Annotated in this window: 14 protein-coding genes; 11 read left to right on the top strand and 3 right to left on the bottom strand. The window is 56.0% G+C overall.

Going from position 1 to position 23,198, the window contains the following annotated elements; translation table 11 throughout:
• Positions 1-162: 162 nt before the first annotated feature.
• From Fuma_RS36830 to Fuma_RS12650, 3 genes are all read right to left on the bottom strand, one after another.
• Positions 163-342: a DUF983 domain-containing protein gene (locus tag Fuma_RS36830; protein WP_414655206.1), complete on the bottom strand. Its 180-nt coding sequence runs from the start codon at positions 340-342 to the stop codon at positions 163-165.
• A gap of 532 nt (positions 343-874) precedes the next feature.
• Complete coding sequence (locus tag Fuma_RS12645) at positions 875-1,258, bottom strand: hypothetical protein (protein WP_077024462.1); 384 nt, start codon at positions 1,256-1,258, stop codon at positions 875-877.
• Between the two features lie 394 nt (positions 1,259-1,652).
• Complete coding sequence (locus tag Fuma_RS12650; protein WP_083732567.1) at positions 1,653-2,795, bottom strand: AraC family transcriptional regulator; 1,143 nt, start codon at positions 2,793-2,795, stop codon at positions 1,653-1,655.
• Between the two features lie 206 nt (positions 2,796-3,001).
• Between Fuma_RS12650 and Fuma_RS12655 the strand changes: the two genes are divergently transcribed.
• The 11 genes from Fuma_RS12655 (at position 3,002) to Fuma_RS12705 (ending at position 23,118) form a co-directional block, all read left to right on the top strand.
• The gene (locus Fuma_RS12655; protein ID WP_083732001.1) at positions 3,002-4,084 is read left to right on the top strand and encodes an N-acetyltransferase DgcN family protein; all 1,083 of its coding nucleotides are present in this window, start codon (positions 3,002-3,004) and stop codon (positions 4,082-4,084) included.
• A complete protein-coding gene (locus tag Fuma_RS12660; RefSeq protein ID WP_077024464.1) occupies positions 4,081-4,671 on the top strand; it encodes a serine hydrolase in 591 nt (196 codons plus the stop codon). Before Fuma_RS12655 ends, Fuma_RS12660 begins: the two co-directional genes overlap by 4 nt.
• A gap of 73 nt (positions 4,672-4,744) precedes the next feature.
• Positions 4,745-5,917: an ISAs1 family transposase gene (locus tag Fuma_RS12665; RefSeq protein WP_077022421.1), complete on the top strand. Its 1,173-nt coding sequence runs from the start codon at positions 4,745-4,747 to the stop codon at positions 5,915-5,917.
• A gap of 1 nt (position 5,918) precedes the next feature.
• Positions 5,919-8,096, top strand: a complete 2,178-nt coding sequence (locus tag Fuma_RS12670) for an amidohydrolase family protein (protein ID WP_077024465.1) — start codon at positions 5,919-5,921, stop codon at positions 8,094-8,096.
• Between the two features lie 327 nt (positions 8,097-8,423).
• Entirely contained in the window at positions 8,424-14,249 is a 5,826-nt protein-coding gene (locus Fuma_RS12675; protein WP_218922428.1) for a PVC-type heme-binding CxxCH protein, read from the top strand.
• Positions 14,250-14,425: 176 nt separating this feature from the next.
• The gene (locus tag Fuma_RS12680; protein ID WP_077024466.1) at positions 14,426-17,266 is read left to right on the top strand and encodes a serine hydrolase; all 2,841 of its coding nucleotides are present in this window, start codon (positions 14,426-14,428) and stop codon (positions 17,264-17,266) included.
• A 58-nt stretch (positions 17,267-17,324) separates the two neighbouring features.
• Positions 17,325-19,031, top strand: coding sequence for a DUF4886 domain-containing protein (locus tag Fuma_RS35265; RefSeq protein ID WP_077024467.1), 1,707 nt, complete (start codon positions 17,325-17,327; stop codon positions 19,029-19,031).
• A gap of 37 nt (positions 19,032-19,068) precedes the next feature.
• Positions 19,069-19,242: a hypothetical protein gene (locus Fuma_RS35270; protein WP_158520961.1), complete on the top strand. Its 174-nt coding sequence runs from the start codon at positions 19,069-19,071 to the stop codon at positions 19,240-19,242.
• A 357-nt stretch (positions 19,243-19,599) separates the two neighbouring features.
• Positions 19,600-20,724 (top strand): hypothetical protein, encoded by a 1,125-nt coding sequence (locus Fuma_RS12695; RefSeq protein ID WP_077024469.1) that lies wholly within the window; start codon positions 19,600-19,602, stop codon positions 20,722-20,724.
• A gap of 259 nt (positions 20,725-20,983) precedes the next feature.
• The gene (locus Fuma_RS12700) at positions 20,984-22,243 is read left to right on the top strand and encodes a metallophosphoesterase family protein (RefSeq protein ID WP_077024470.1); all 1,260 of its coding nucleotides are present in this window, start codon (positions 20,984-20,986) and stop codon (positions 22,241-22,243) included.
• A gap of 14 nt (positions 22,244-22,257) precedes the next feature.
• Complete coding sequence (locus tag Fuma_RS12705) at positions 22,258-23,118, top strand: carbon-nitrogen hydrolase family protein (RefSeq protein WP_218922429.1); 861 nt, start codon at positions 22,258-22,260, stop codon at positions 23,116-23,118.
• Positions 23,119-23,198 lie beyond the last annotated feature (80 nt).

A 23,198-nucleotide genomic window follows, 5' to 3' on the forward strand; every position in this document is an offset into this window, starting at 1 on the left:
TGAAAGAATCCACCTCGACAATGCCCGAACAGCGGAGTTGCATCTGGACGCCGTAAAGAAGCTCGGCTGATATCGCGGAAAGCGTTGCCCCTGGCCGACGAGACGACCGCCCATCAGTGGGAAGTCTGGATGAAAAAAAACGAGCTTCGAAGCACTCCATGCTCATGGTGAGGACCACGACCATTCGGGCATAATCATGCAGGACACAATCACAGTCTGGGCCCACAGGGGCATTCGCATGATGGCGGCCACGACCACGGTGATGAAGTCCTGTCCTATTCGATGCCGGAATGGCAAACCACATACCGGACATCTGGATGAAGAACGCACAAAACCTCGCATGGTCGGGAAGTTCACCGGTAGGTCCTATCGCGGTGAGATCAAGCACGACACGACCACGATGAACTCAAAGCCCACTACGACGATGAAGGTCACAAGAGCCCAAGATCGGTTGCGGTGGCATGCCGGATTTCCTGTAGTGTTCAGCTCGCACCCGGTTACTGAGTTAGTGGAATCATCGCAACGCCTCCTAATGGATCGTCACAGCATTGCCGCGTTGCTCGCTCTGCGACAAGGTGTTGCCAGCTCCTCAAAGCATCCGGCGCAAACTAACGTCACCTTCAAGCACCGCGGCGAAATAGCAAAACAGAGTTCTGCGAATGCCTCATTCAACGCTTGCCGTAAGCTGCCTGCCACGCTCCCGCGAGATGTCTCGCAAGCCAGGACGCTGCCACTTTCCGACCGCGAAACGGCACGCCTGCGCACCGCCGTCAGCAGCTCTACCTCTTGAATGCGCACTATCTGTATAACGCAGGTCACAAGAGCAAGCGACTGGTCCCACTGCATTCGATTCGGCTCACTGGGATAGTGCCAATTACGAACTTCTTTGCACCAGAAAACTGCGTTCACCGCGGGTCACGTAGATCGCATCTTCGTTAAGTTTGTTACACATCCCGACCAGAAACTCGATCAGGCGATCGAATTCGGATTCGCTGCCGAATGAAACTTCAAACCGTTCCATCACATCATGGACCAGCTCGGAATTTTGATCCACCCAATACCCCTTCACCGGCGTCGGCGATTGGGTGTAGGCTCGATAGCGGTCCATCAGAAATTCATGGATAGCCGTACGCGCGGTTTGAGTTCCGAAGAAATAGCGAGGGTCATCCAGCTTGTGCGACGGAATGTAGAACACGGTGACCTTGCCCAGTTCGAGGACATGGGCTGCCGTTAGTATCGGCGAGTCTTCAGTCGACATGTTATCGGCAGTCAAAAGATGCGATCAGGGCGTGAGGCTTCAGAGGGCTTGATCTTAATGAAACATTTGCAGTTCTTCGGTTGCGTCGAGCGATATTTCTGCAGAAATAAGAGCGTCGCATCGGATAGGGGAGATTCCACACGTATCTACAATGCGAAGCGTGTTCTTTCCATCTGGCAGTAGCTCGGTGAGTAAAAAAGTCGACGTTGTTAAATCAAAATCACGACAGCGTGGGCTGTTCTCAAACAACGTAGCGATAAACGACCTTCGACTCAGTGTGGTAGGTGCGAGACGCTCTTGACGCCCGGCCCACCGTTAGCCTTTGACTGCTCACGCTGTCTGCCATTGCGTCATTGCACTGCCCGTATCGCGTGACTAGTCAGCGTTTCAAACATTACTGCCGAAACTTTGTGCGAAGAGCTGTCGGTGAGGTTTGGAAATGGCGTTGGACTTGCTGAGTGAGGCTGGAGCTGCTTGTGAAGCCGGTTCGGAAGGCGATTTCGGTGATTGTCAGATCCGTTTCGCGCAACAGGTGCGACACGTGTTGCATGCGCAGGTGTCGAAGTTGTTCGGCCGGGGAACGCCCCAGTTTTTGCCGGAATTTCTGTTCCAGTGACCGGCGAGAGATCGGGAACTGGTGAAGTACGTCAGCAACACTCAGCCCACGTTGTATGTTGTCGGCCATGTATCTCAGGATCGCAGCGATCTCAGTGTCTTCAATCGCCAGCAGGTCGGTGGATCGCCGAGCATTCACGTGCAGCGGTGCGACCAGCGTAGGTCGAGACGGAATTTTTCCTCCATCCATCAGCTTCGTCAGCACAGACGCCGCACTGGTTCCGATTTGAGCACACGCCAGTTGGATGCTGGAAAGTTGCGGTGACGATACCGAGCACAACAGATCGTCGTTGTCTCCCGAAAGTATTGCCACCTCGTCGGGAACCGCAATGCCATTCAGTTCGCAGATTTCTGCCAACTGCCGAGCGGGATAGGGATCGGCGGCGAAGACGGCCAGCGGTCGTGGCAGTTCTGCCAGCCATTCGACAACATGGTCGTGATCGACTTCCCAGCCCTGAGTGTCACCGCGTTGCGCGAATACGTCACACGAATAACCTTCCGCAGTAACTACGTCTCGGAACGCGTTTGCTCGAGCAATCGGGTACCGACCGATCGCAGGAGCGTAGCAGGCGAAGTTCTCCAGCCGCCGTTCGCGAAAATGTTCGAAGGCCATCTGCGCGCTTGCTGCGTCATCCGTGGCGACTCGGCCAAGCCAAACACTGTTCGGCATCATGATGGATAGGTCCACAGCGGGAAGACCGGAACGGCGAACGTGATCGACCATCGATCGGTCACGCAACGAAACCAGAACTCCGTCGCCCTGCCATTTGCCTGGCAGTCGAAGTCGATGCTGATGGTCACGCGGAGCGATCAGCAGTCGCCACTGCTTCTCGCGAGCGTACGCCGCAATGGAGGCAACCACGCTGCGGCCCCAACTGTCGTCCGTTTCGATCAGTATGGCGACTCGCCGAGGTGTTGCCATGAATTCACTTTTTGAATCAGAATTGCTGAAAAGCGGCTGTCGCGGTCTGCCGCATGGATTCACCGTCCTTTACGTCGGACTCAAACCTGCGATGCGCATAATATCACTACTTGTGCGCAATTGCGCACGTCGAGCCGGCTCGCATTTCGTATGATCACCAACCAATTGGCAGAAAATTGACGAGTACACTCAGGGCTTCAACGAAAATGGAATCTGGCAACGACGACGTTCTTCGAAAGGCGATGACATCGCATCGGCGGATCGTCCTGATCACTGACGGCTACTCGACCCCGTTCGTCGCCAAAACGGCGATCAGCATTCTTCGCTACCGAACCGACGATGTTGTAGCAGTGATCGATCAGGAGGCATCGGGCACGACGGCTCAGCAGTTGCTGTTGGCAGGCGGAGATATTCCCGTTGTCGGATCACTTTCCGCTGTCAATGATGCCGACGCTCTGTATGTGGGGATCGCGCCGCCTGGAGGCAAACTTCCGGATGAGTGGCGACCACTAATTCTGGAGGCGCTGCGCAGAAAGATGGACGTTGTTTCCGGGCTGCACGACTTCCTGATCGACGATGAAGAATATGTCGCGGCGGCCAAACAATCGGGAGCACGATTGATTGATGTGCGTCGCAATCGCCACAAGTCGACCGCCAAGCGGCACCGGTTTCGTCCTGGCAATGTGAGAATTCATGCGGTCGGGCACGACTGCAGCGTCGGGAAAATGGTGGTGACGCTGGAAATTCAACGGGGCCTTGCTGCGGCCGGGCATGACGCGAAGTTTCTGGCGACAGGGCAAACCGGCATCATGATTTCCGGTGAAGGTGTGCCCATTGATTGTGTGGTTGCGGACTTTGTGAATGGTGCCGCCGAAGAACTGGTGAAGGCCAATGAGCAGCATGACTTTCTGCTGATCGAGGGCCAGGGCAGCATTTCTCATCCTTCGTTTTCGGCTGTCACGCTGGGGCTGCTTCACGGGTGTGCGCCGGACGGGTTGGTGTTTTGCTACGAAGCTGGACGAGACCAGGTGAAGGGGCTGGATAACGTCGACATCCCTGATTTGGCCGATCAGATTCAGGCCTACGAAGCGGTTGCGAACCTGCGGCATCCCTGCAAAATGATAGGGATCGCGGTGAACACTCGAAACCTGACCGCTGAAGAAGCCGACGCAGAATTGTTTCGAGCGGAAGACAGATTCGGTTTGCCGGCCTGCGACGTCTATCGTACGGGGGCCGACAAACTTGTGCAGGCCAGCATCGCTCTTCGTGAAGAGGTATTTGCCCGATGAGGACGACACTTCAACAGGTCAAATCGCGGCTGGCTGTAACGGCGTGCTGGATTCTTGTGCTGGTGATTCCTTTACTGGCGTCGTTCGCGGTTGCCGCCGATGTGTCAGCAAAGCACGGATGGTCGGCGGAGGGTCTCCGCGCGGCTCGCGAGTATTCAGAAACACTCGACACGGCTGCCGTTGTCATCCTGCACAACGGCGCGACGGTTGACGAATGGGGCGCGACGGCACTCCCGTTGATGTGCCATTCGGTGCGCAAAAGCCTATTAAGTGCCTTGTACGGTCGGCATGTTAAAAACGGTACGATCGATCTGAACCGAACGTTGAAGCAACTCGGCATCAACGACAACGAACCGTCCCTAACCGAAGCAGAACTTGGTGCTCAGATCCGGCATCTGCTGATGGCGCGGTCGGGAGTCTATCATCCGGCGTTATACGAAACGGCGGCGATGGCGAAGGCTCGACCAGCGCGAGGTTCGCATGCTCCGGACACGTTTTGGTACTACAACAACTGGGACTTCAATGCGGCAGCAGCGATCTTCGAAAACCTCACCGGGCAGGGCCAGCGCGCACTTTGGGCAATTTAGGCTGGCGCGACAAGTGAGTATTGGTTAGTCTTTTCGTGTCGTAACATCGGACTTCACGAGGAGAGGACAAGAGATGTCGACAGTTGAACTGGCGGTCACCCAGGAGCTGACAGGAAACATTGTTCATTACTTTGATCAATTGAAAGACCCGCGTTCCAACATCAATCGTCTGCATCTGCTTGGTGATGTGATTGTGATCGCCATTTGCGGAGTGCTGGCCAACGCCGACGGCCCCAGTGCGATTGCGGAATGGGCGCGACTGAATGCCGATGGCCTGCAGAAACACCTGGCACTTCCGCATGGCATTCCGAAAAAAGATACGTACCGGCGCGTCCTTTCTCTCCTGAAGCCGAACGACTTTCAAGCGTGCTTCGTGCAATGGATTGAATCGCTGGAAGGACTTTCCGACGAACAGAAAGAAGGCTACAGAAAACAGATTGCGATTGATGGCAAAGCACTCCGTCGATCACATGACAAAAAGAATGGGCTGGGTGCGTTGTTCATCGTGAGTGCGTGGGCTTCTGATCAGGGGATTTCTCTGGGACAGGTGGCGACGGAAGAGAAGTCGAACGAGATCACCGCGATCCCGAAATTACTGAACGAAATCAATATCGATGAGGCGATCATTACGATTGACGCAGCGGGTTGTCAAAAAAACATTGCGCAGCAGATCGTGTCTGGCAATGCAGACTATGTGTTAGCCCTGAAAGGCAACCAACCGAAACTCTATGAGGTCGTGCAGAAGTTTTTTCTCGATCACCTGGAGGATGACTTCGCTCGCTGTCCCGTCAGTCGCTATGAAGAAACAGAGAAGGGACACGGTCGGCAGGAACAGAGAATCTACTATCAGGCGACCGTGCCTGTCGATTTTGACGTGGGCCACAAATGGGCCGGACTCAAGACCATCGGAACGGCGATCCGAATGTACGAGCAGGACGGCATTCATCATTCTGACGTTCGCTACTACATCAGCAGTCTGCGTCGCAAAGGCGAGCTGTTCGCAACAACGGTTCGTGGTCACTGGGCCATAGAAAACACGCTGCACTGGAGTCTCGACATGACCTACCGCGAGGATGAGAGTCGAGTCCGAAACCGAATCTTCGCGAACAATTTGTCATGGCTCAGACGACTCACACTCAGCCTCATCAAGAAACATCCTGGCAAACAAAGCAACGTCATGAAAAGAAGAATGGCCGGATGGAACATTGACTATTTGATGCAAATCCTTACCGGCAAAACAACTTAGTATGCGCTGGCCCTGCCTCACCGGGCGCAGCGTCTTTGAAGAATTCGACGATCAGATTGCAAGACCGCTCGGCCTGCAGGATTTCCGACGCGACCGCGATACGCAGTATGTCACCGGCGACGATTCTGTGTATCCCGCGTACCCGTTTCGCTTGAGTACCCGCGATCTGGCAAAGTTCGGTCTGCTGTTTCTGCGCAACGGCCGCTGGGACGACAAGCAACTGATTCCAGAGAACTGGATCGTCGAAAGCACGACGTCGTATTCCGATGCCGGTGCGTCCGGCGGTTACGGCTACATGTGGTGGGTGGAGGCCGATGGCAAGCACTTTCCGGGCGTGACGTTGCCGAAAGGTTCGTATTCCGCGCGAGGGTATCGAGGTCAGTATCTTGTTGTGATTCCGGCATGGGACGTGGTGATCTGTCACCGAGTGAACTCGTTCCAGAAAGGTACAGCAGTCTCCAAGGCGGATTTTGGAAAGCTGCTGAACCTGATTTTCGCCGCTCGTCCGACTTCAAAAAAGGACATTGAGCAACCGTCTGCATCGACCATCGAAAAGCAAAGCGAGTTTGACCTCATCATTCGCAACGGGCTGGTCGTTGATGGCACTGGCCGGCCGGGATTTCAGGCTGACGTTGCCGTGCGAGATAACGTCATCGTGGCAATCGGACAGCTGGCGGGTGCGAAGGCCGACCTTGAGATCGACGCCGCCGGAAAGGTCGTCTGTCCAGGATTCGTTGACCTGCACAGTCACGCTGAAAAGGGGCTGGTGTCGGACGACCCAGCTCGTCGAGCCGCCCCCAATCTGATCACGCAGGGCATCACGACGGTCGTCGTCAATCAGGACGGCGGCGGGCCGCTCGACCTGGCAAAACAGCGGCAGCAGATGCAGCATTTAGGCGTTGGTATGAATGTCTGTCAGGTGATTGGTCACGGAACCATTCGCCGGCACGTCATGGGCGACGATCATGAACGTCCAGCCACGCCCGCCGAAATCAAGCGGATGCAACAGCTTGTTAAAGACGCAGCCAAAGCGGGCGGATTCGGCATGTCGGCGGGGCTGGAATACGTGCCTGGTCGTTGGAGCAACTCAGCGGAAATGGAAGCACTGTCCGCAACTGTGGCGGCCAGCGATGGAGTCACCATTGTTCACGAACGAAGTTCCGGAAGTCGGCCAATGTGGTTCTTGCCGAGTCGTGATTCGGCCGACCAACCTTCGATGCTGGACAATTTGCAGGAACTGATCGACATCGCTGCGGCGACAAATGTTCGAACCGTCGCGACTCATATCAAAGCTCGAGGCACCGACTTCTGGGGCTCCAGTGCCAAGATGAACGAAGCGATAAGGGCCGCTCGTGCGGCCGGCCTGCCGCTTTACGCGGATCAGTACGCTTACAACACGAGCGGTTCGGACGGCCGCATCGTCCTGATTCCGTCGTGGGTTTCCTCTGTCCGCGACAATGCAACCGCCGCAGACAGTGCAAAGCGAACTCCGGCCGAACAACTGCAATTGGTGCTCGACGATCATTCGCTGGCCGAAAATCTGAGGCAAGATGTCGACTACGAAATTACTCGACGCGGCGGAGCTAAACATATCCTGATCGTGTCGCATCCCAACAAGTCACTCAACGGAAAATCACTGGCCGACTACGCGGCGAAACTGAAAACCGACGCCGTCGAAGCTGCGATTAGCTTACAGCTGGAAGGCGATCCAAAGCGGCGAGGCGGTGCCCAGTTGCGAGCGTTCTCGATGTCTGAAGCGGATGTCGAAGCATTCGCCAGCACGCCGTGGACAGCGACATCCAGCGATGCGGGAATCGCGCTGCCGAGTGACGGCCCCGTGCATCCGCGATTCTACGGAGCGTTCCCGCGGAAGATTCGTCGCTACGCGATTGATCGCGGCCTGATCACGATTGAAGAGGCCGTTCGTGTGTCGACTTCCCTTCCTGCGGAGATTCTGAAGCTGAAAGATCGTGGGATCATTCGAAAGGGAGCTATCGCCGACCTGGTGATCTTTGATCCGAAAACAATTCGCGACACGGCGGACGCGTTTGATCCTCATCAATTTGCTGAAGGTATCGACTATGTCTTCGTCAACGGAAAACTGGCCAGCGATGGACAACGCTGGCTGGGCAGCCTACACGGGAGCGTGCTGACGAGCAGCCATCGCGCACCGCCATAATGTTGTTTGCATGCCTGGTACGCCACACGATAGGCTGGCTGGATAATCGCTAACGAATTGCACGAAGCAGTTTCCCTTTTGTTGTGGACGGTTCGGGCTCGTGCGAAACAACCTTCATCGTCCGAACCGCCTGTTCCGCGGGCACAAGTCAGCGAAAGTCGCTGTAAGCTGAAACCATTATCTCACTTCCTCCCTTGCATACAACGGTCGAACTTTCGCTCGCGATTCCTCACAACGCAGCATTGCGGCCACAATGAGTCTACTATGAACCGACCTTCCTGCTCCCGCTGGCTTTTTGCTGTTCTTGTCGCGATAGCGTGTTTTGCAATGCCCGTTGCTGCAGACGACTTCACGCTGCACACGTTTGAACGTCAGCAGTTAACCGGCACGTACTTTTCCGAAGGGGCGAACGCGGCCGATCTTAATGGAGACGGTGTAGCCGATGCGGTTTATGGGCCGTATTGGTTTGAAGGGCGGGGCTTCACGAAGAAGCATGAGATCTACAAGCCGGTTCCGCAGAACGTGAATGGGTATGCGGACAACTTCTTCAACTGGCCATACGACTTCAACGGCGACGGTCGCAACGATGTGTTCGTTGTGGGTTTTCCGGGGACTCCGGCGTATGTCTACGAAAACCCGGGACCGGACGGGTTTGATTCTCACTGGAAGAAGCACCAGGTCTTCGACTGGGTTTCGAATGAGTCTCCTCAGCTGATCAATGTTGTTGGCGATGAACGCCCGGAACTGGTTTGCACGCGAGACGGTTTCTTCGGTTTCGCCACGGTGAATTGGGAACGGCCCTTCGAGACGTGGACCTTTCACCCGATTTCCGAACAGATCGCGTCGAAGAAGTTCGGTCATGGGCTGGGCATCGGCGATGTGAACAGCGACGGGCGCATGGATGTCATTCACGCGGGAGGCTGGTTTGAACAACCGTTGACTCATGCATTGACGTCGCGATGGCTGTATCACGAAACGTCATTCAGCCAGTCGTACGGCGGAGCGGAAATGTATGCTTACGACGTCGACGGAGACGGAGACAGCGACATTATCACCAGCCATTCGGCGCACAACTTTGGTCTTGGCTGGTACGAACAAATCGAAGGCGGTGACGATCCGAAATTCAAGCACCACCTGATCATGGGTGAGCATCCATCGGAAAACAAATACGGCGTGTTGTTCAGCGAACCGCATTCGGTCGCGTTGGCGGACATCGATGGAGACGGGCTGAAGGACATCATCACCGGGAAGACATATTGGTCGCATCACAAACAGAGTCCACTGTGGGACGCGGGAGCGGTGGTCTACTGGTTCAAGCTGGTTCGCAACAAAGACGGAGTTGACTGGATTCCTCACAAGGCTGACGGCGAAGCGGGGATTGGTCGGCAAATTTCGATCGTCGACGTCAACAACGACAAGCTTCCGGACATCGTGGTCGGCGGGATGCTGGGAAGCCATGTTCTGACTCACAAAACCAAATCGGTTTCAAAAGACGAATGGCTGGCGGCTCAGCCGAAACTTTACGCCGGTGAAAAACTGCCGTCCGTCGAAGGAGCCACCGCGTTGCGTGGCCCGAAGTCGAAGATCGACAAAAAGACGGGGCGAGCGACAGGGGCCATCGAAGGCGAATCGCTAACAGCAAAGGTCACGCGAGGCACGGCGAAGGCTCAGGACATGGGCAACTTCCGTGGCGACAAGTGGAGCAACCAGTCGCAGCTTTGGTGGACAGGTGGACGAATTGGCGACAAGCTGACGTTGGACCTGCCGAAGTTTACCGGCACTGTGGACCTCGATGTCGTGCTGACAATCGCGGGCGACTATGGAGTCGTGCAATTGTCACTGGACGACCAAAAGCTGGGCGAACCGATCGACCTGTACAATCCAGCGGTTGTGACAACGGGCGTGCTTTCGTTTCCGAAGCTGACTGTTGAAGGCAGCAAACACACGCTGACGGCTCAAATTGTCGGCGCGAATTCGAAGGCGAAGAAGTCGTTTATGTTCGCCATCGATTATCTTCGAGTGAAGCAGGCGGACGGCAATTATGTGGCTGGCCCCGCCGTGAAAGCTCCTGCGGCAGCGAAGACCATCGCCGGCATGAAGCCGAAGTCGATGGATGGCAAGGACGTGAATCTCGACTTCGAAACGGGAACTTTGGCAGACTGGACGGCCACAGGCAACGCGTTCGAAGGTCAACCGATCAAGGGCGATACGGTTTCCAAACGTCGCTCGGACATGAAGAGTGGCCATAGTGGCAATTTTTGGATCGGCGGCTTCGAACATCATGGCGACAAACGCGTCGGCACGCTGACGTCGGCTCCGTTTGTGGTATCTCATCCTTACGGAAGTTTTTTCGCCAATGGCGGGCCGACGGAAAAAACACGAGTCGAATTGGTTCGCAAAGACAACGGCAAAGTCTTCTTCAAAATCGCCGGCACGACAAGCGAAACAATGCGGCAGGTGGTGGTTGACCTGCGAGCTCACGTGGGAAAGGAAATCATGGTGCGGCTGGTCGACGCCAGCACAGGCGGCTGGGGGCACCTGAACTTCGATCACTTTCGACTGCACGAAAAGCGACCCGCGAAAGTCACCGCACCACCGATTCAGCTTGTGCTAGACGAGTATCCTCATGCGGGTTTGTCAGCCGACGAAGCGGCCGCGGCGATGAAACTTCCCGAAGGATTTTCCGTAACGGTCGGCGCGGCGGAACCCGACATTCAACAACCGATCGCGATGGCGATTGATGATCGAGGTCGCGTGTGGGTCGCGGAGGCGTACGAATATCCTGTGCGAGCAAAGGGTGACACCGGCCGCGACCGCATTCTGATTTTCGAAGACACCGACGGAAACGGAACGCTCGATAAGCGCAAGGTCTTCAGGGAAGGTTTAAACCTGGTCAGTGGGTTGGAAGTTGGATTCGGCGGTGTCTGGGTCGGAGCGGCTCCGTACTTCATGTTCATCCCCGACAAAGACGGCGACGACATTCCCGACAGCGAACCACAAATTCTGTTGGACGGCTGGGGATATCAGGACACTCACGAAACCTTGAACGCGTTCATCTGGGGCCCGGACGGCTGGCTCTATGGCTGCCACGGCGTGTTCACTCATTCCAAAGTCGGTAAGCCGGGAACTCCTGACGACCAGCGAACGCCACTGAACTGCGCCGTATGGCGCTACCATCCGACGCGTCACGAATTCGAAGCGTTCGCTCAGGGAACCAGCAACCCGTGGGGAGTCGACTTCAATGATCACGGCCAGGCATTCATCACGGCCTGCGTGATTCCTCACTTATATCACATGATTCAGGGCGGTCGTTATCAACGACAGGGCGGGCAGCATTTCAACAAGCATACGTACCGCGACATCGTCACGATCGCCGACCACCTGCACTATCTGGGAGCCACCCCGCACGGCGGCAACAGTAAATCCGACGCAGCCGGAGGCGGGCATGCGCACGCTGGTGCGATGATTTATCTTGGCGACAAATGGCCGCAGAAGTATCGCAACCAGTTATTCATGAACAACATCCACGGCCAGCGACTGAACGTCGACGTGTTGAAGCCGAATGGTTCCGGCTACGTTGGCAGCCATGGCCCGGACTTCCTGCTGACCGGCGACAAGGCCTCACAAATTCTCAACATCCGATACGGCCCCGACGGCAATGCTTGGATGATCGACTGGTACGACATGCAGGCCTGCCATCGCCGAGAATCCGAAGTCCACGATCGCACCAACGGCCGCATCTACAAAATCAGCTACGAAAGTAGCCATCACGCTCCGCGTGATGAAAGCAACACGAACGACTCACGATCGAATGGAAAAACCTCAGCTCAAACTGGTGCTGGCATCACGCGGAGCGTGATGGCTACTATTTCCAACGCAACCGACGCCGAGTTGGCGGAACTCGTTCTCCACAGGAACGACTGGTACGTTCGACACGGTCGACGGCTGTTGCAGGAACGAGCCGCAAAGGGCGCGATCGCCGGCGAAGCTGTCGCGAAGTTGGAGAAAATTCTGACGTCACATGACGACGACACTCGCCGTCTGCGGGCGGCCTGGGCTCTGCATGTGATCGGTGAACTTAATGCGAAGAATATTCAGACAATGCTGGCCGACAGCAGCGCGTATGTTCGAGGCTGGGGCGTTCAATTGGCGATGGAAGCCGCTCGCAACAAGCCACCACAGGAACTCATCGCACAATTCACGACGATGGCTCGCGAAGATGATTCGCCGGTCGTGCGGATGTATCTTGCTTCGGCGGCTCAGCTAGTTCCCGCCGGACAGCGATGGGACCTGCTGCAGAACCTGACCAGCCACGCAGAAGACGCATCCGATCACAACCTGCCGATGCTCTACTGGTACGCCGCCGAAGTATTGGCCGACGTTGACGCCACACGAGCACTCGCGTTAGCGATGTCGGCGGGCGAACAGATTCCGCTGCTACGAGAATTCATGCTGCGACGAATCGGCAGCGGTGGCGCACAAGCGTCGCTGCAGATTTTGGTGAAGGGACTCGGCGTGGCTCCGACCGATGACGTGAAGCTTACGTACCTCAACGCCATTCGAACGGCACTCAAAGGCCAGCGCAAAGCGAACGCGCCGGAGGAATGGGCGGACGTTTCGTCAGCACTGCTAAAAAGCGACAACGCCGATCTGCGAATTCAGGCGACGGCACTGGGAGTCACGTTCGGCGATTCCGCGGCGTTGCAGGCGATGCGAAGTCAGATCGAAGATGCTTCCGGCAATGAGAAAGATCGCCTGGTGGCTCTGCAATCATTGCTGGATTCAAACGATTCCGGATTGGTCCCGACACTGCAATCGCTGCTCAAGTCCGATGGTTCTCTTCGCGTCGCCGCGATTCAGGGATTGGCTCAGTACAACGACACTTCGGTGGCTCCGGCGCTGTTGTCGAACTACGAATCGTTCACACCAGACCAAAAGCGGATGGCTTTGGGAACACTTTGTGCGCGAGCCAGCTCGGGTGTCGCATTACTCAAGGCGGTCGAAGCCAAACAGATTGCCGGCACGGATTTGACGGCAGATCTTGTCAGGCAATTGCAATTCCTGAAGAACAAGGAAGTCAATTCGCTGCTGGAAAACGTCTGGGGAACGGCTCGCGAATCAGCCGCCGACAAAGTGGCGATGATCGCAGAATACAAAGCACTGGTGGAATCAACCGAACACCCCGAGCCGAACCTCGAAATGGGCCGAGCGGTCTTTGCGAAGACATGCATGAAGTGCCACATTCTTTATGGAGTCGGCAACAAGGTTGGCCCCGATCTGACAGGATCAAACCGTTCCAACATCGACTACCTGCTGAGCAACATCGTCGACCCGAGTGCCGTGATGGCAAAGGAATATCGCGCCACGATCATCGCAACGGAAAACGGCCGCGTCATTACGGGACTGATCAAAGCAGAAGATGCCAGGTCTGTCACGGTCCAGACCGGCGATGCTTTGGTTGTCGTACCCAAGGACGAAATTGAAGAACGAGTCGAAAGCGACAAGTCGATGATGCCGGACGATCAGTTGAAGCAATTCACGCCGCATCACGTGCGTTCGTTGATCGCTTACCTGCGAGCCAAACAGCAGAATCCGATGCTGGCGACAAAGGACAACGAGTCGACAATTTTCACCGGCAAAGACCTCACTGGCTGGTCAGGAACTGAAGGCCTGTGGTCTGTCGAAAACGGAGAACTCGTCGGTCGCACAAGTGGACTCAGACGGAACGAATGGATCGTCAGCGACCTGTCCGTCGACAACTTCCATCTGACACTGGAAGTGAAGCTGGTGGACAATGCCGGCAACAGCGGCATTCAGTTTCGCAGCCACGCCAAAGACGGCGAAGTCAGCGGCTACCAGGCCGACATCGGCAAAGGCTGGTGGGGCAAGTTGTACGAAGAACACGGCCGAGCTTTGTTGTGGGACAAGTCCGGCGAGCAGCACGTGAAACTCGGCGACTGGAACACGTACGAAATCATCGCCGAACGCAAACGCATTCGCACGCTGATCAACGGCCAGCTTTGCGTGGATCTGAGTGACCCCGACGGTGCAAAAAACGGCATCATCGCCTTCCAGCTTCACAGCGGCGGAAAAACCGAAGTCCGTTTCCGCAACATCAAACTGAACGTCTTCACACAGGAGATACAAAAGTAGCCATCACGCTCCGCGTGGTGCCAGCAACAGCGCCCGCGCCTCACTTTGCAAACCGCCCCAACAATTATTCCCTCCAACACACCTTCCAATCATCCGTCGTACCTGAACCGAGTTAAGTCCGTCTGCGAATTGCATTTCGTCACGGCGGAGCGTGACGGCTACTATGAAAGCTTCCCATGAAACTGCAGTTCTTTGTCATTACGGCTGTATTGCTTGCCGCGTCAACGTCGACGGCAGCGGACAAGCTGGACATCGTTATTTGTGGCGGCAGGATCGTCGATGGCACAGGCGCGCCTTGGTATGTGGCAGATGTCGGTATTGACGATGCGAAGATTGTTCGGATCGGACACATCGCTGCCGAAGACGGCGAACAGGTCATCGATGCCACCGGGTTGATCGTGGCTCCCGGTTTCATCGACATGATGGGACAAACGGCTTCGCCGATGGTCGAAGATCCCAAAACGGCCATCAACCTGCTGACTCAGGGGATCACCACGATCAACGCGGGTGAAGGCGGTTCGGCCGCTCCGCTTAGTAATGATGAGGGAAAGCACAAAGGCTATACGACCATGGCCGAGTACTTCACTCTGGTCGAATCCAAGGGGCTGCCGGTCAATGTTGTTCAGACCGTGGGGCATACTCAGGTGAGACGCATCGTCTTCGGTGACGCCGACAGACGTCCGTCTGCTGACGAACTCACAAAGATGCAGGACCTTGTGCGAGAAGGAATGGAAGCCGGCGCCATTGGCGTTTCAACCGCGTTGATTTACCCACCCGCCGTCTACGCAGAAACCGAAGAAATCGCGGCCCTCGCCGCGGCCGCCGGTGAATATGGCGGCCGCTATTACACTCATATGCGAAACGAGGGCGACAAGCTGCTGGAGGCGATTGATGAAGCACTTGAGATCGGTCGCCAGGGAAAAACGCCCGTTCATATCTTTCACCTGAAAGCCGCCGGTCGACAGAACTGGGGCAAGATGCAGCTCGCGATCGCCAAAATCAAAGCCGCTCGAGCCGCGGGTGAACAGGTGACAGCGGACATCTATCCTTACGTCAACAATGGTCTTGGCATCGCTGCACTGATCCACCCTCGGCATTTTGGTGAAGGGTACGACAAGCTTCGTCGCCGTTTAGACGATGCGGACCTGCGAGCGGAAATTCGCACAGAGATGGAAACCACCGCCGGCTGGGAGAACTGGTTTCGTCACGCCGGTCACGATTGGAATCGAATCATCATCGGGCGCAGCAACGTTGCTGACTATAAGGAGCTTGATGGTCAGTCGGTCGCTGCGATCGCAAAGGCGACTGATGAAGATCCGTGGGATGTGTTTTTCAAGTTGGTCAAAGCCGGAGCGTTCGCGCTGCCTGAAACGATGACCGACGCCAACAAGATTCTGGCCATGCAGCAGGACTTTGTTTCGTTCTGCACAGACGTTGGGCCTGCGGGAGGAAGTCGTTCTGCGTCGCACCCGCGAGCCTTCGGGGCGTTTCCACGAATGCTGTCAAAGTATGTCCGGGATCTCGGAGCAATCTCGTTGGAACGAGCGGTCGCTCAGGCCAGTGCTGCGGCCGCAAACGATGTGTTGGCCTACGATCGAGGCCGCATTTCCGTCGGACTTGCGGCTGACGTCATCGCGTTTGACTACGACCAGCTAACGGACCACGCCGACTTCGTGAATCCTCACGCCGTGTCGGAAGGCATGAAGCACGTGATCGTGAACGGGGTGAGTGTGCTGAAGGACGGCAAACAAACAGACGCTCGCCCGGGCCGAATTCTCCGTGGCCCTGGTTACAAACGGGAGACGGCTCCGCACAATGTAAAATCGGGCGAGGACGTCGCAGCGTTTGCCAGCTACGACAGGCATATGCATGACTTCATGCAAGAGCACCGAGTTCCCGGCGCTTCCGTCGCCGTCACAGATCAGGGCAAGGTTGTGTTCGCTCGCGGTTACGGTTACGCCGACGTCGCGACTCGCGAACAGGTTGATCCCGAAAGTCTCTTCCGGATTGCGAGCATCTCGAAGCCGATTACGGCAGTGGCGATTTTGCAATTGGTCGAAAAAGGCCAGCTGAAACTCGACGACAAAATTCTTTCGGTGCTAAATCATAGCGATGACATCAAGGCGGCGGGCGACGCATTCGATCCTCGCTGGGAGGACATCTCCATTCGGCATTTGTTGCAGCATCGCGGAGGCTGGGACCGTGGCAAGTCCTTCGACGCGATGTTCAAACCGATCGACTTCGCCAAACAAGTCGGCACTGACGCTCCCGCTGATCAGGCGACCATCATCAAAGCAATGTTCTCGCAGAAACTCGATTTCGATCCGGGCGAACGTTACGCGTATTCCAATTTCGGCTACTGTTTGTTGGGTCGAGTCATCGAAAAACTGACCCACCAATCCTATGAAGACTACGTGAAAGAAAACGTGCTCGCCCCAATCGGCATCACCACGATGCGAATCGGAGCCACGCACTTGCAAGGCCGAGCGAAGAACGAAGTACGCTACTATCAGCCCGGCAAAGGCAAGTCTGTGTTTCAGAAGACTCTGGGTCAGGAAGTCCCGTGGCAATACGGTGCGTGGCATTTGGAGGCAATGGATTCACACGGCGGCTGGATTGCGTCAGCAACGGACCTCGCCAAATTCGCCGCGGCCTTCGACGACCCTCAGCACTGCAAACTACTTTCCGCAGAGAGCATCAAACTGATGTACGAACGACCGCCGGGCTTGGCGGGGCACAAAGAAGACGGTACACCTGAAGATAAGTTCTATTCGCTCGGCTGGATCAATCGCGTCGTTGACGGTGGAAAACTCAATCACTGGCACACGGGTTCACTCAACGGCACCGCGACGATTCTTATCCGCCGACATGACGGCAAGAACTTTGTGGCATTGCTGAACTCGCGAGTCAGTCCGTCATCAGGACATCTCGGCCGAGACATCGATAGCCTGCTGCACAAGGCCGCCAATGACGTCACGGAATGGCCAGACAGTGCTCCCGATTCTGGCGGACACTGATTCTTACGACCGTAACTGCAGCGGAATGTGTTTTCGAAGAACCAATAGGAAACGAACCGTGCGACATATTACATTTCTGATTGTTCTATTGCTTGCCGCCTCGTCATTGCCCGATGCATGTGCTCAGCGTTCGCAACGCAAAATCAGCTGGGTGAACCCGAAGATCGCAAACGTCAAGGGGCTGGAGCACAAAGTGCTGGCCAGCAAGTCGCTCGGTCATGATGTTGGGTACGCCGTCTGGACGCCTCCGAAGTACGACGCAGACGAAGAGGTTCGCTATCCGGTCGTGTACTTCCTGCATGGGGCCGGCGGCACTGAAGCTTCGGATTCCGGTGGGTTCTCATCGCTCGTCGCCAGCGGCATTCGCAATGGCGCATTTCCGGAAGCGATTTGTGTGTTCCCGAACGGCGGGATGAGCGGTTATCGCGGAGAAGTCGAATCGATGATCATTGACGAACTGATTCCGCTGATCGATCGCGACTACCGAACCAAAGCAGAAGCATCCGGGCGAGCACTCGCCGGATTTTCCATGGGCGGGGCGGGTTCCGTGCGGCTGTCGATTCTGCATCCGGAACTGTTTTGTGCGGCTGGCAGCTGGGGCGGCGCTCTTTCGTGGCGTGGCAGCGGTGAAGACAGCCCGTTGCTTCCTGCAGCCAGGACCAGTGCCAAGAAACTGAAGTCAAACAAATTTGCCTTGCTGACAATCAACGGAGATCAGGACCGCCCCGAAGCGTTCGCTCCGCTGAACAAGATACTCAAGCCGCATGAGATTCCGCACAAGGTCGTGACGCTCGACGACACCAAACACAATCTCGGCCACTATTACGAACGGTCGGCCGACACCATGCTGGCGTTTCTGGCAAAACAACTTCGAGGCGACAACGCAGCAGCAACGGCGCCGAAGCGAACTGTGCGAGTACTCACGATTGGCAACAGCTTCGCCGGGAACGCGCGCAAGTATCTGAAGCAGATTGCGGCGGACGGCGGAGTCGACATGGTGATCGGCACCGCCAATCTGGGCGGCTGCACGTTGGAACGGCACGCGGCTTTGGCGAAGCAATCGGCCACGGACCCTGCCAACAAACCGTACACGCGCGTCGTCGGATCGAAACGCAGCAAGCTGAGCCTACAGGAATATCTGGTCGCCGATGAATGGGACTACGTCACGGTTCAGCAGATGAGTGCCCTCAGTTTTAAGCCTGAGACATACCACCCCCACATCGACGAACTGGTCGCCATCATTCGCGAACTCGCACCAAATGCCGAGTTGCTCATTCACGAAACCTGGGCCTACCGGCCGGATTCCGACCTGTTGAAAAAGTGGGGGATGACTCAGGCAGAAATGCACGCTGGCATCGTAAACGCCTACGGCCGCGTCGCAAAGAAATTCGACGCGAAGTTCATTCCCGTCGGTTCGGCATTCAATAAATATCGCACGACGGAAGGACGCAGAGTCGTGGTGCCAGACCCAGGCTACGACTTCGACAACCCTGTTCATCCCCAGCTTCCCGACCAATCAAACTCACTCGTCGTCGGCTGGTACTGGGACACAAAAGGCGAACAACCAAAACTACGCATCGACTTCAAACACGCCAACATCGCTGGCTGCTATCTGGCCGGACTCGTCTGGTACGAAGCTCTCACCGGCAATGACGCTCGTCAAATCGAGTATACGCCGCGTGGTATCAAAGAGGGCGACGAATCGTTTCTTCGCGAAGTTGCTCACTCGGTTTCGTTTAGCCGACACAGCGAACAAGCCAACTAATTGTGTTGATGATCTGCGTATTCGACGGACTCTATCTATGCCCTTGGTGAAATTCTTCGCTGCAGTCCTTGCTTTGGCTACGCTGCCGACTGATGCGGCAGAAATCCGAGTTGTGCCCACCTTTGAATGCGCGGGTCTGTATTGGAAAGCATCCGGCGGCGCGGACGATGTCAAATGCGACGTGCGGTACCGTGAATTGTCCGCAGCATAATGGAAAACCGGTTTCCCACTGTGGTTTGACGGGCGTGAGCATGAAAGGGGCGGTGAGTACCGCGGCAGCATTGTTCACTTAAAGCCCGGAACGTCCTACGAAGTTGAGCTCCGCGCAGGATCAGAGACTTCGCGGACGACTTTCGAAACCTGGTCTGAGAAGTTTTCAGTCGGCGAAACGCGCACCGTCCCAGCCGAATCACAACATCCGCTGGTCATTCGCGATTCCGGTTCCGCCGACGGTTACCTCGTTTTTCAACCGGGCAAAGACCCCTCGGCAACGATTGATGTCAGAAACCAGGCCGCGAACTGCATCCGCATTGAAGACGCCTCCCACATTATCATTCGCGGCCTCAACTTGCGGAATGCGGCAACTCATGCCATCGAACTTGTTGGCGACGTTCATGACATTGTCATCGAAGATTGCGACATCAGTGGTTGGGGGCGAATTGAAGCGGATGGTTGGGGCCGCAATTGTGACTCCGCCGTGTTCTCACGCAGCCGATCCGCCACGAGAATCATCGTTCAGAATAACCAAATCCATCATCCGCGAGGTGACTCCAACAATTGGACCGAACACCGTCCCACGCAGCGTGATCCTGCGAACCACCACCCCATCGGACCGCAAGCAATCTTTTTTGCCGAGAGCCTGGGCAATCATGTCATCCGCCACAACACGGTCTATTCCGACGACGACCACCAGTTCAACGACATTTTTGGCGCTGCCGAAAACTACAGTACCAAAGGGTTTCCCAACTGCGATTCAGACATCTATGGCAACCGGCTGAGCCATTGCTGGGACGACGCTATCGAATCCGAAGGTGCCAACTGCAACGTCCGGATTTGGGGAAATCACACCGACAAGACAATGGTTCACGTCGCCACGGCAACCACATCCGTCGGTCCGCTTTACATTTGGCGTAACGTCGCTGGCGAGACACGCCAAAGTCATGGAGCTGACTCAGACAACATGAAGCGCGGCGGGTTTCTGAAGACCAGCGACCGAATGGGTGGTGGCAGGATCTATCTGTTTCACAACACTCTGCTGCAGCCAAAGCCACCGCAGGGATTTCGAAACACTCTGGGAGCACAAATCGGGATGGGGCACGGCGGTGCGATGAGTAACACTGTCAGCCGCAACAACATCTTTCACACGTCGGCACGCGGTGGACCATTCAACGACCGAACCAACGATCCGTCGGGAGACTACGACTACGATCTCTACAACGGGCGGCTGCTGATTTCGTCGCACGAGCAACATGGAATTCCTGGCGTTCCGACCTATGCCCCACTTGCGGACCGTTCAGAAACTAAACTGCCGTTCGTGCTGTCCGCATCAAGTCCCGGCGTCGACGCTGGCGTAGAGTTACCGAACTTCAACGACGGCTATACCGGCAAAGCCCCAGACATCGGCGCCCACGAACGCGGCTTGCCCATTCCAACATTCGGCGCAATGTGGATACCGTCACCGGCACGGCGATAGGCGGCTTCGCCGAGGCCCGTCTGAGGTGGATATGCTGCTCTCTGCAACTGTGAACAGACTGGCGGGCAAGGTAGACTCGGCTTGCCCCTTCTGTTTCCATCTGGATTCAGAGAACCAAACAACTGCGGGCGTCTCAATTGCTTAGAAAGCCAGTAGCCTTCCTTACCCGCGCTGGATCAAGTGAATGGAACGGGACCGCACCTCATCTTTTCCAGATTCCGGACAAGTACATCCTTCCCGCAATGTGAAAGTCGAGCAAATGGACCGAAGGCAATTCCTCGCAGCGTCACCGATTGTGATCGGTGCTGGTGCGTCTGTCGCTTCCGCACAGGATTATTCTGACTACACCAAAGATCCGCGGCCCGATGTTCCGGAAGGTACTTGCACGGCGGGGTCTCTGGACGGCGAAGTCTTCGCGGGGCCGCCGGTTGTGTCCGGGCCGGGATCAGACTGTGTGTTTATCCTTCAGCCGCTGCAACGCACAGCGACCGGCCATCTGGAATACGCCGTTGAAGATGGGGAATGGAACCGAGTCGAAGCGTTGCACGCCGGCATGCGTCCGATGTCTGAGCATGTGCTGAAGTTTCGCTTGCCTTTGCTGCCGGCGGGGAAGCGGATTCGCTATCGCGTCGTCGCGCATACGATTGGCTGGATAAAGGTTCGACAGTTTTATCACGGCGTAATGCAGGCCGGAAAACCTCAGACGAGTTCAGAACGAGCATTCAATTCTCTGAACCCGGCCGCAGAATCAACAAGCTTCGCGGTGTGGAATGACACCCACGAAAACGACGAAACGATCGCAGCGTTGCAGAAGCAGACAACGGAACTGAAACCGGACTTCCTGCTGTGGAATGGCGATCAATCCAACGATTGTCACTTCGAGCGCGATATGTCAGGACAGTTCCTGACTCCTTCAGGCCTCGCAATCGCAGACCAAAGGCCGCTCGCCTACGTGCGTGGCAACCACGAATGCCGTGGCCCCGCCGCATGGTCGTTGCCGGAATTCACAGGTTCGCAGAACGATGAATTCTACTACGGCTTCCGCAGTGGACCGATTGCGGCGTTGGTTATGGATACGGGCGAAGACAAAGCGGACAGTCACCAGGCCTTCGGTGGCACAGCGGCGTACGCAAACATGCAGCAGGCACAGGCCGAGTGGCTCAAGCAGATCGTGAAAGAAGACTGGTTCAAATCGGCGCCGCATAAGATTCTGTTCTGTCATATTCCGTTGTGGATCAGGCGGCAGAAGCCCGGTGTATTTGGGGGCCATAGTCTGTGTCGAAAGCTTTGGTCACCAACATTGATTGATGCCGGAATCAAGTTGGTGATTTCGGGGCACACCCACACGCACCATTGGATGCCGATTCGTGACGATCAACCCGTCGCACAACTCATCGGCGGCGGACCAAATCCTGCATCAGCCACTCTGATTCATGGGACAGCCGACGCCAAAGAAATTAGACTCCGAGTGTTAAAACTGGATGGGACCTCCGCAGCCGATATCCGTTTGCCCGCGTAATTGGATAGCCACCTATGATGACTATAAGAAATCTCGTATCGCATTGGCCAAAATTGGTCACGTCACTGTTGTTATGCCTGTTTGTGCAGAGCAGTTGCCTTGGCGAAACTCATGACATCAAGGTCGCGATCGCGCAGATCCATTGCATTGACAGTGATCGCGACGGCAATCTTGTTCGCATTGAGAGTGCAATCGTTGATGCCGCGAACCAGGGGGCTCAGATCGTTTGCTTTCCGGAAACATCGCTCTATGGCTGGGTGAATCCGGAAGCTCATACGCTTGCCCAGCCCATTCCGGGTAAGGACTTCGAAGCTCTCGCCGCGTTGGCGAAACGATACAAGGTGTATCTATCGATTGGGTTGGCAGAGAAGGAGGCCGACCGGACCTTCGACGCTGCAGTCTTGATTGATGACGGCGGAAAACTGCTTATCAAACATCGCAAGATCAACACGCTCACGCATCTAATGTCGCCGCCTTACACTCGGGGCAGTGAAGTCAAGACGGTGGAGACGAAATTTGGTCGAATCGGACTACTGATTTGTGCGGATACCTTTGAGGCGTCAGTCGTCGATCGGATGCAACAACAGCGACCAGAACTTTTGCTGGTGCCCTACGGCTGGGCTGCCAACAAACAGGATTGGCCCAAGCATGGGCTCAGTCTGAAAGCCACCATCGCATCCGCCGCGAAGAAGATCGGTTGCCCAATTGTCGGCACTAACCTTGTTGGCTGCATCAGCCAAGGGCCATGGCAAGGCATGATTTATGGCGGTCAAAGTTACGCTACGGACCAGGCCGGTGACGTGATCGCTCAAGGAAAAGATCGTGACCGTGACATTGTCGTTTTTTCCGTCACGGTAACAACAACGCCGCGATAGCCGAGACATTGTCGCAGTCGATCGCTGACGCTGTTTGTTGCACTCAACCTTCGCAAGTGACGCGGAGCGATGGCGATGGC

The organism is Fuerstiella marisgermanici (assembly GCF_001983935.1).
In the GTDB taxonomy this organism is placed as follows: domain Bacteria; phylum Planctomycetota; class Planctomycetia; order Planctomycetales; family Planctomycetaceae; genus Fuerstiella; species Fuerstiella marisgermanici.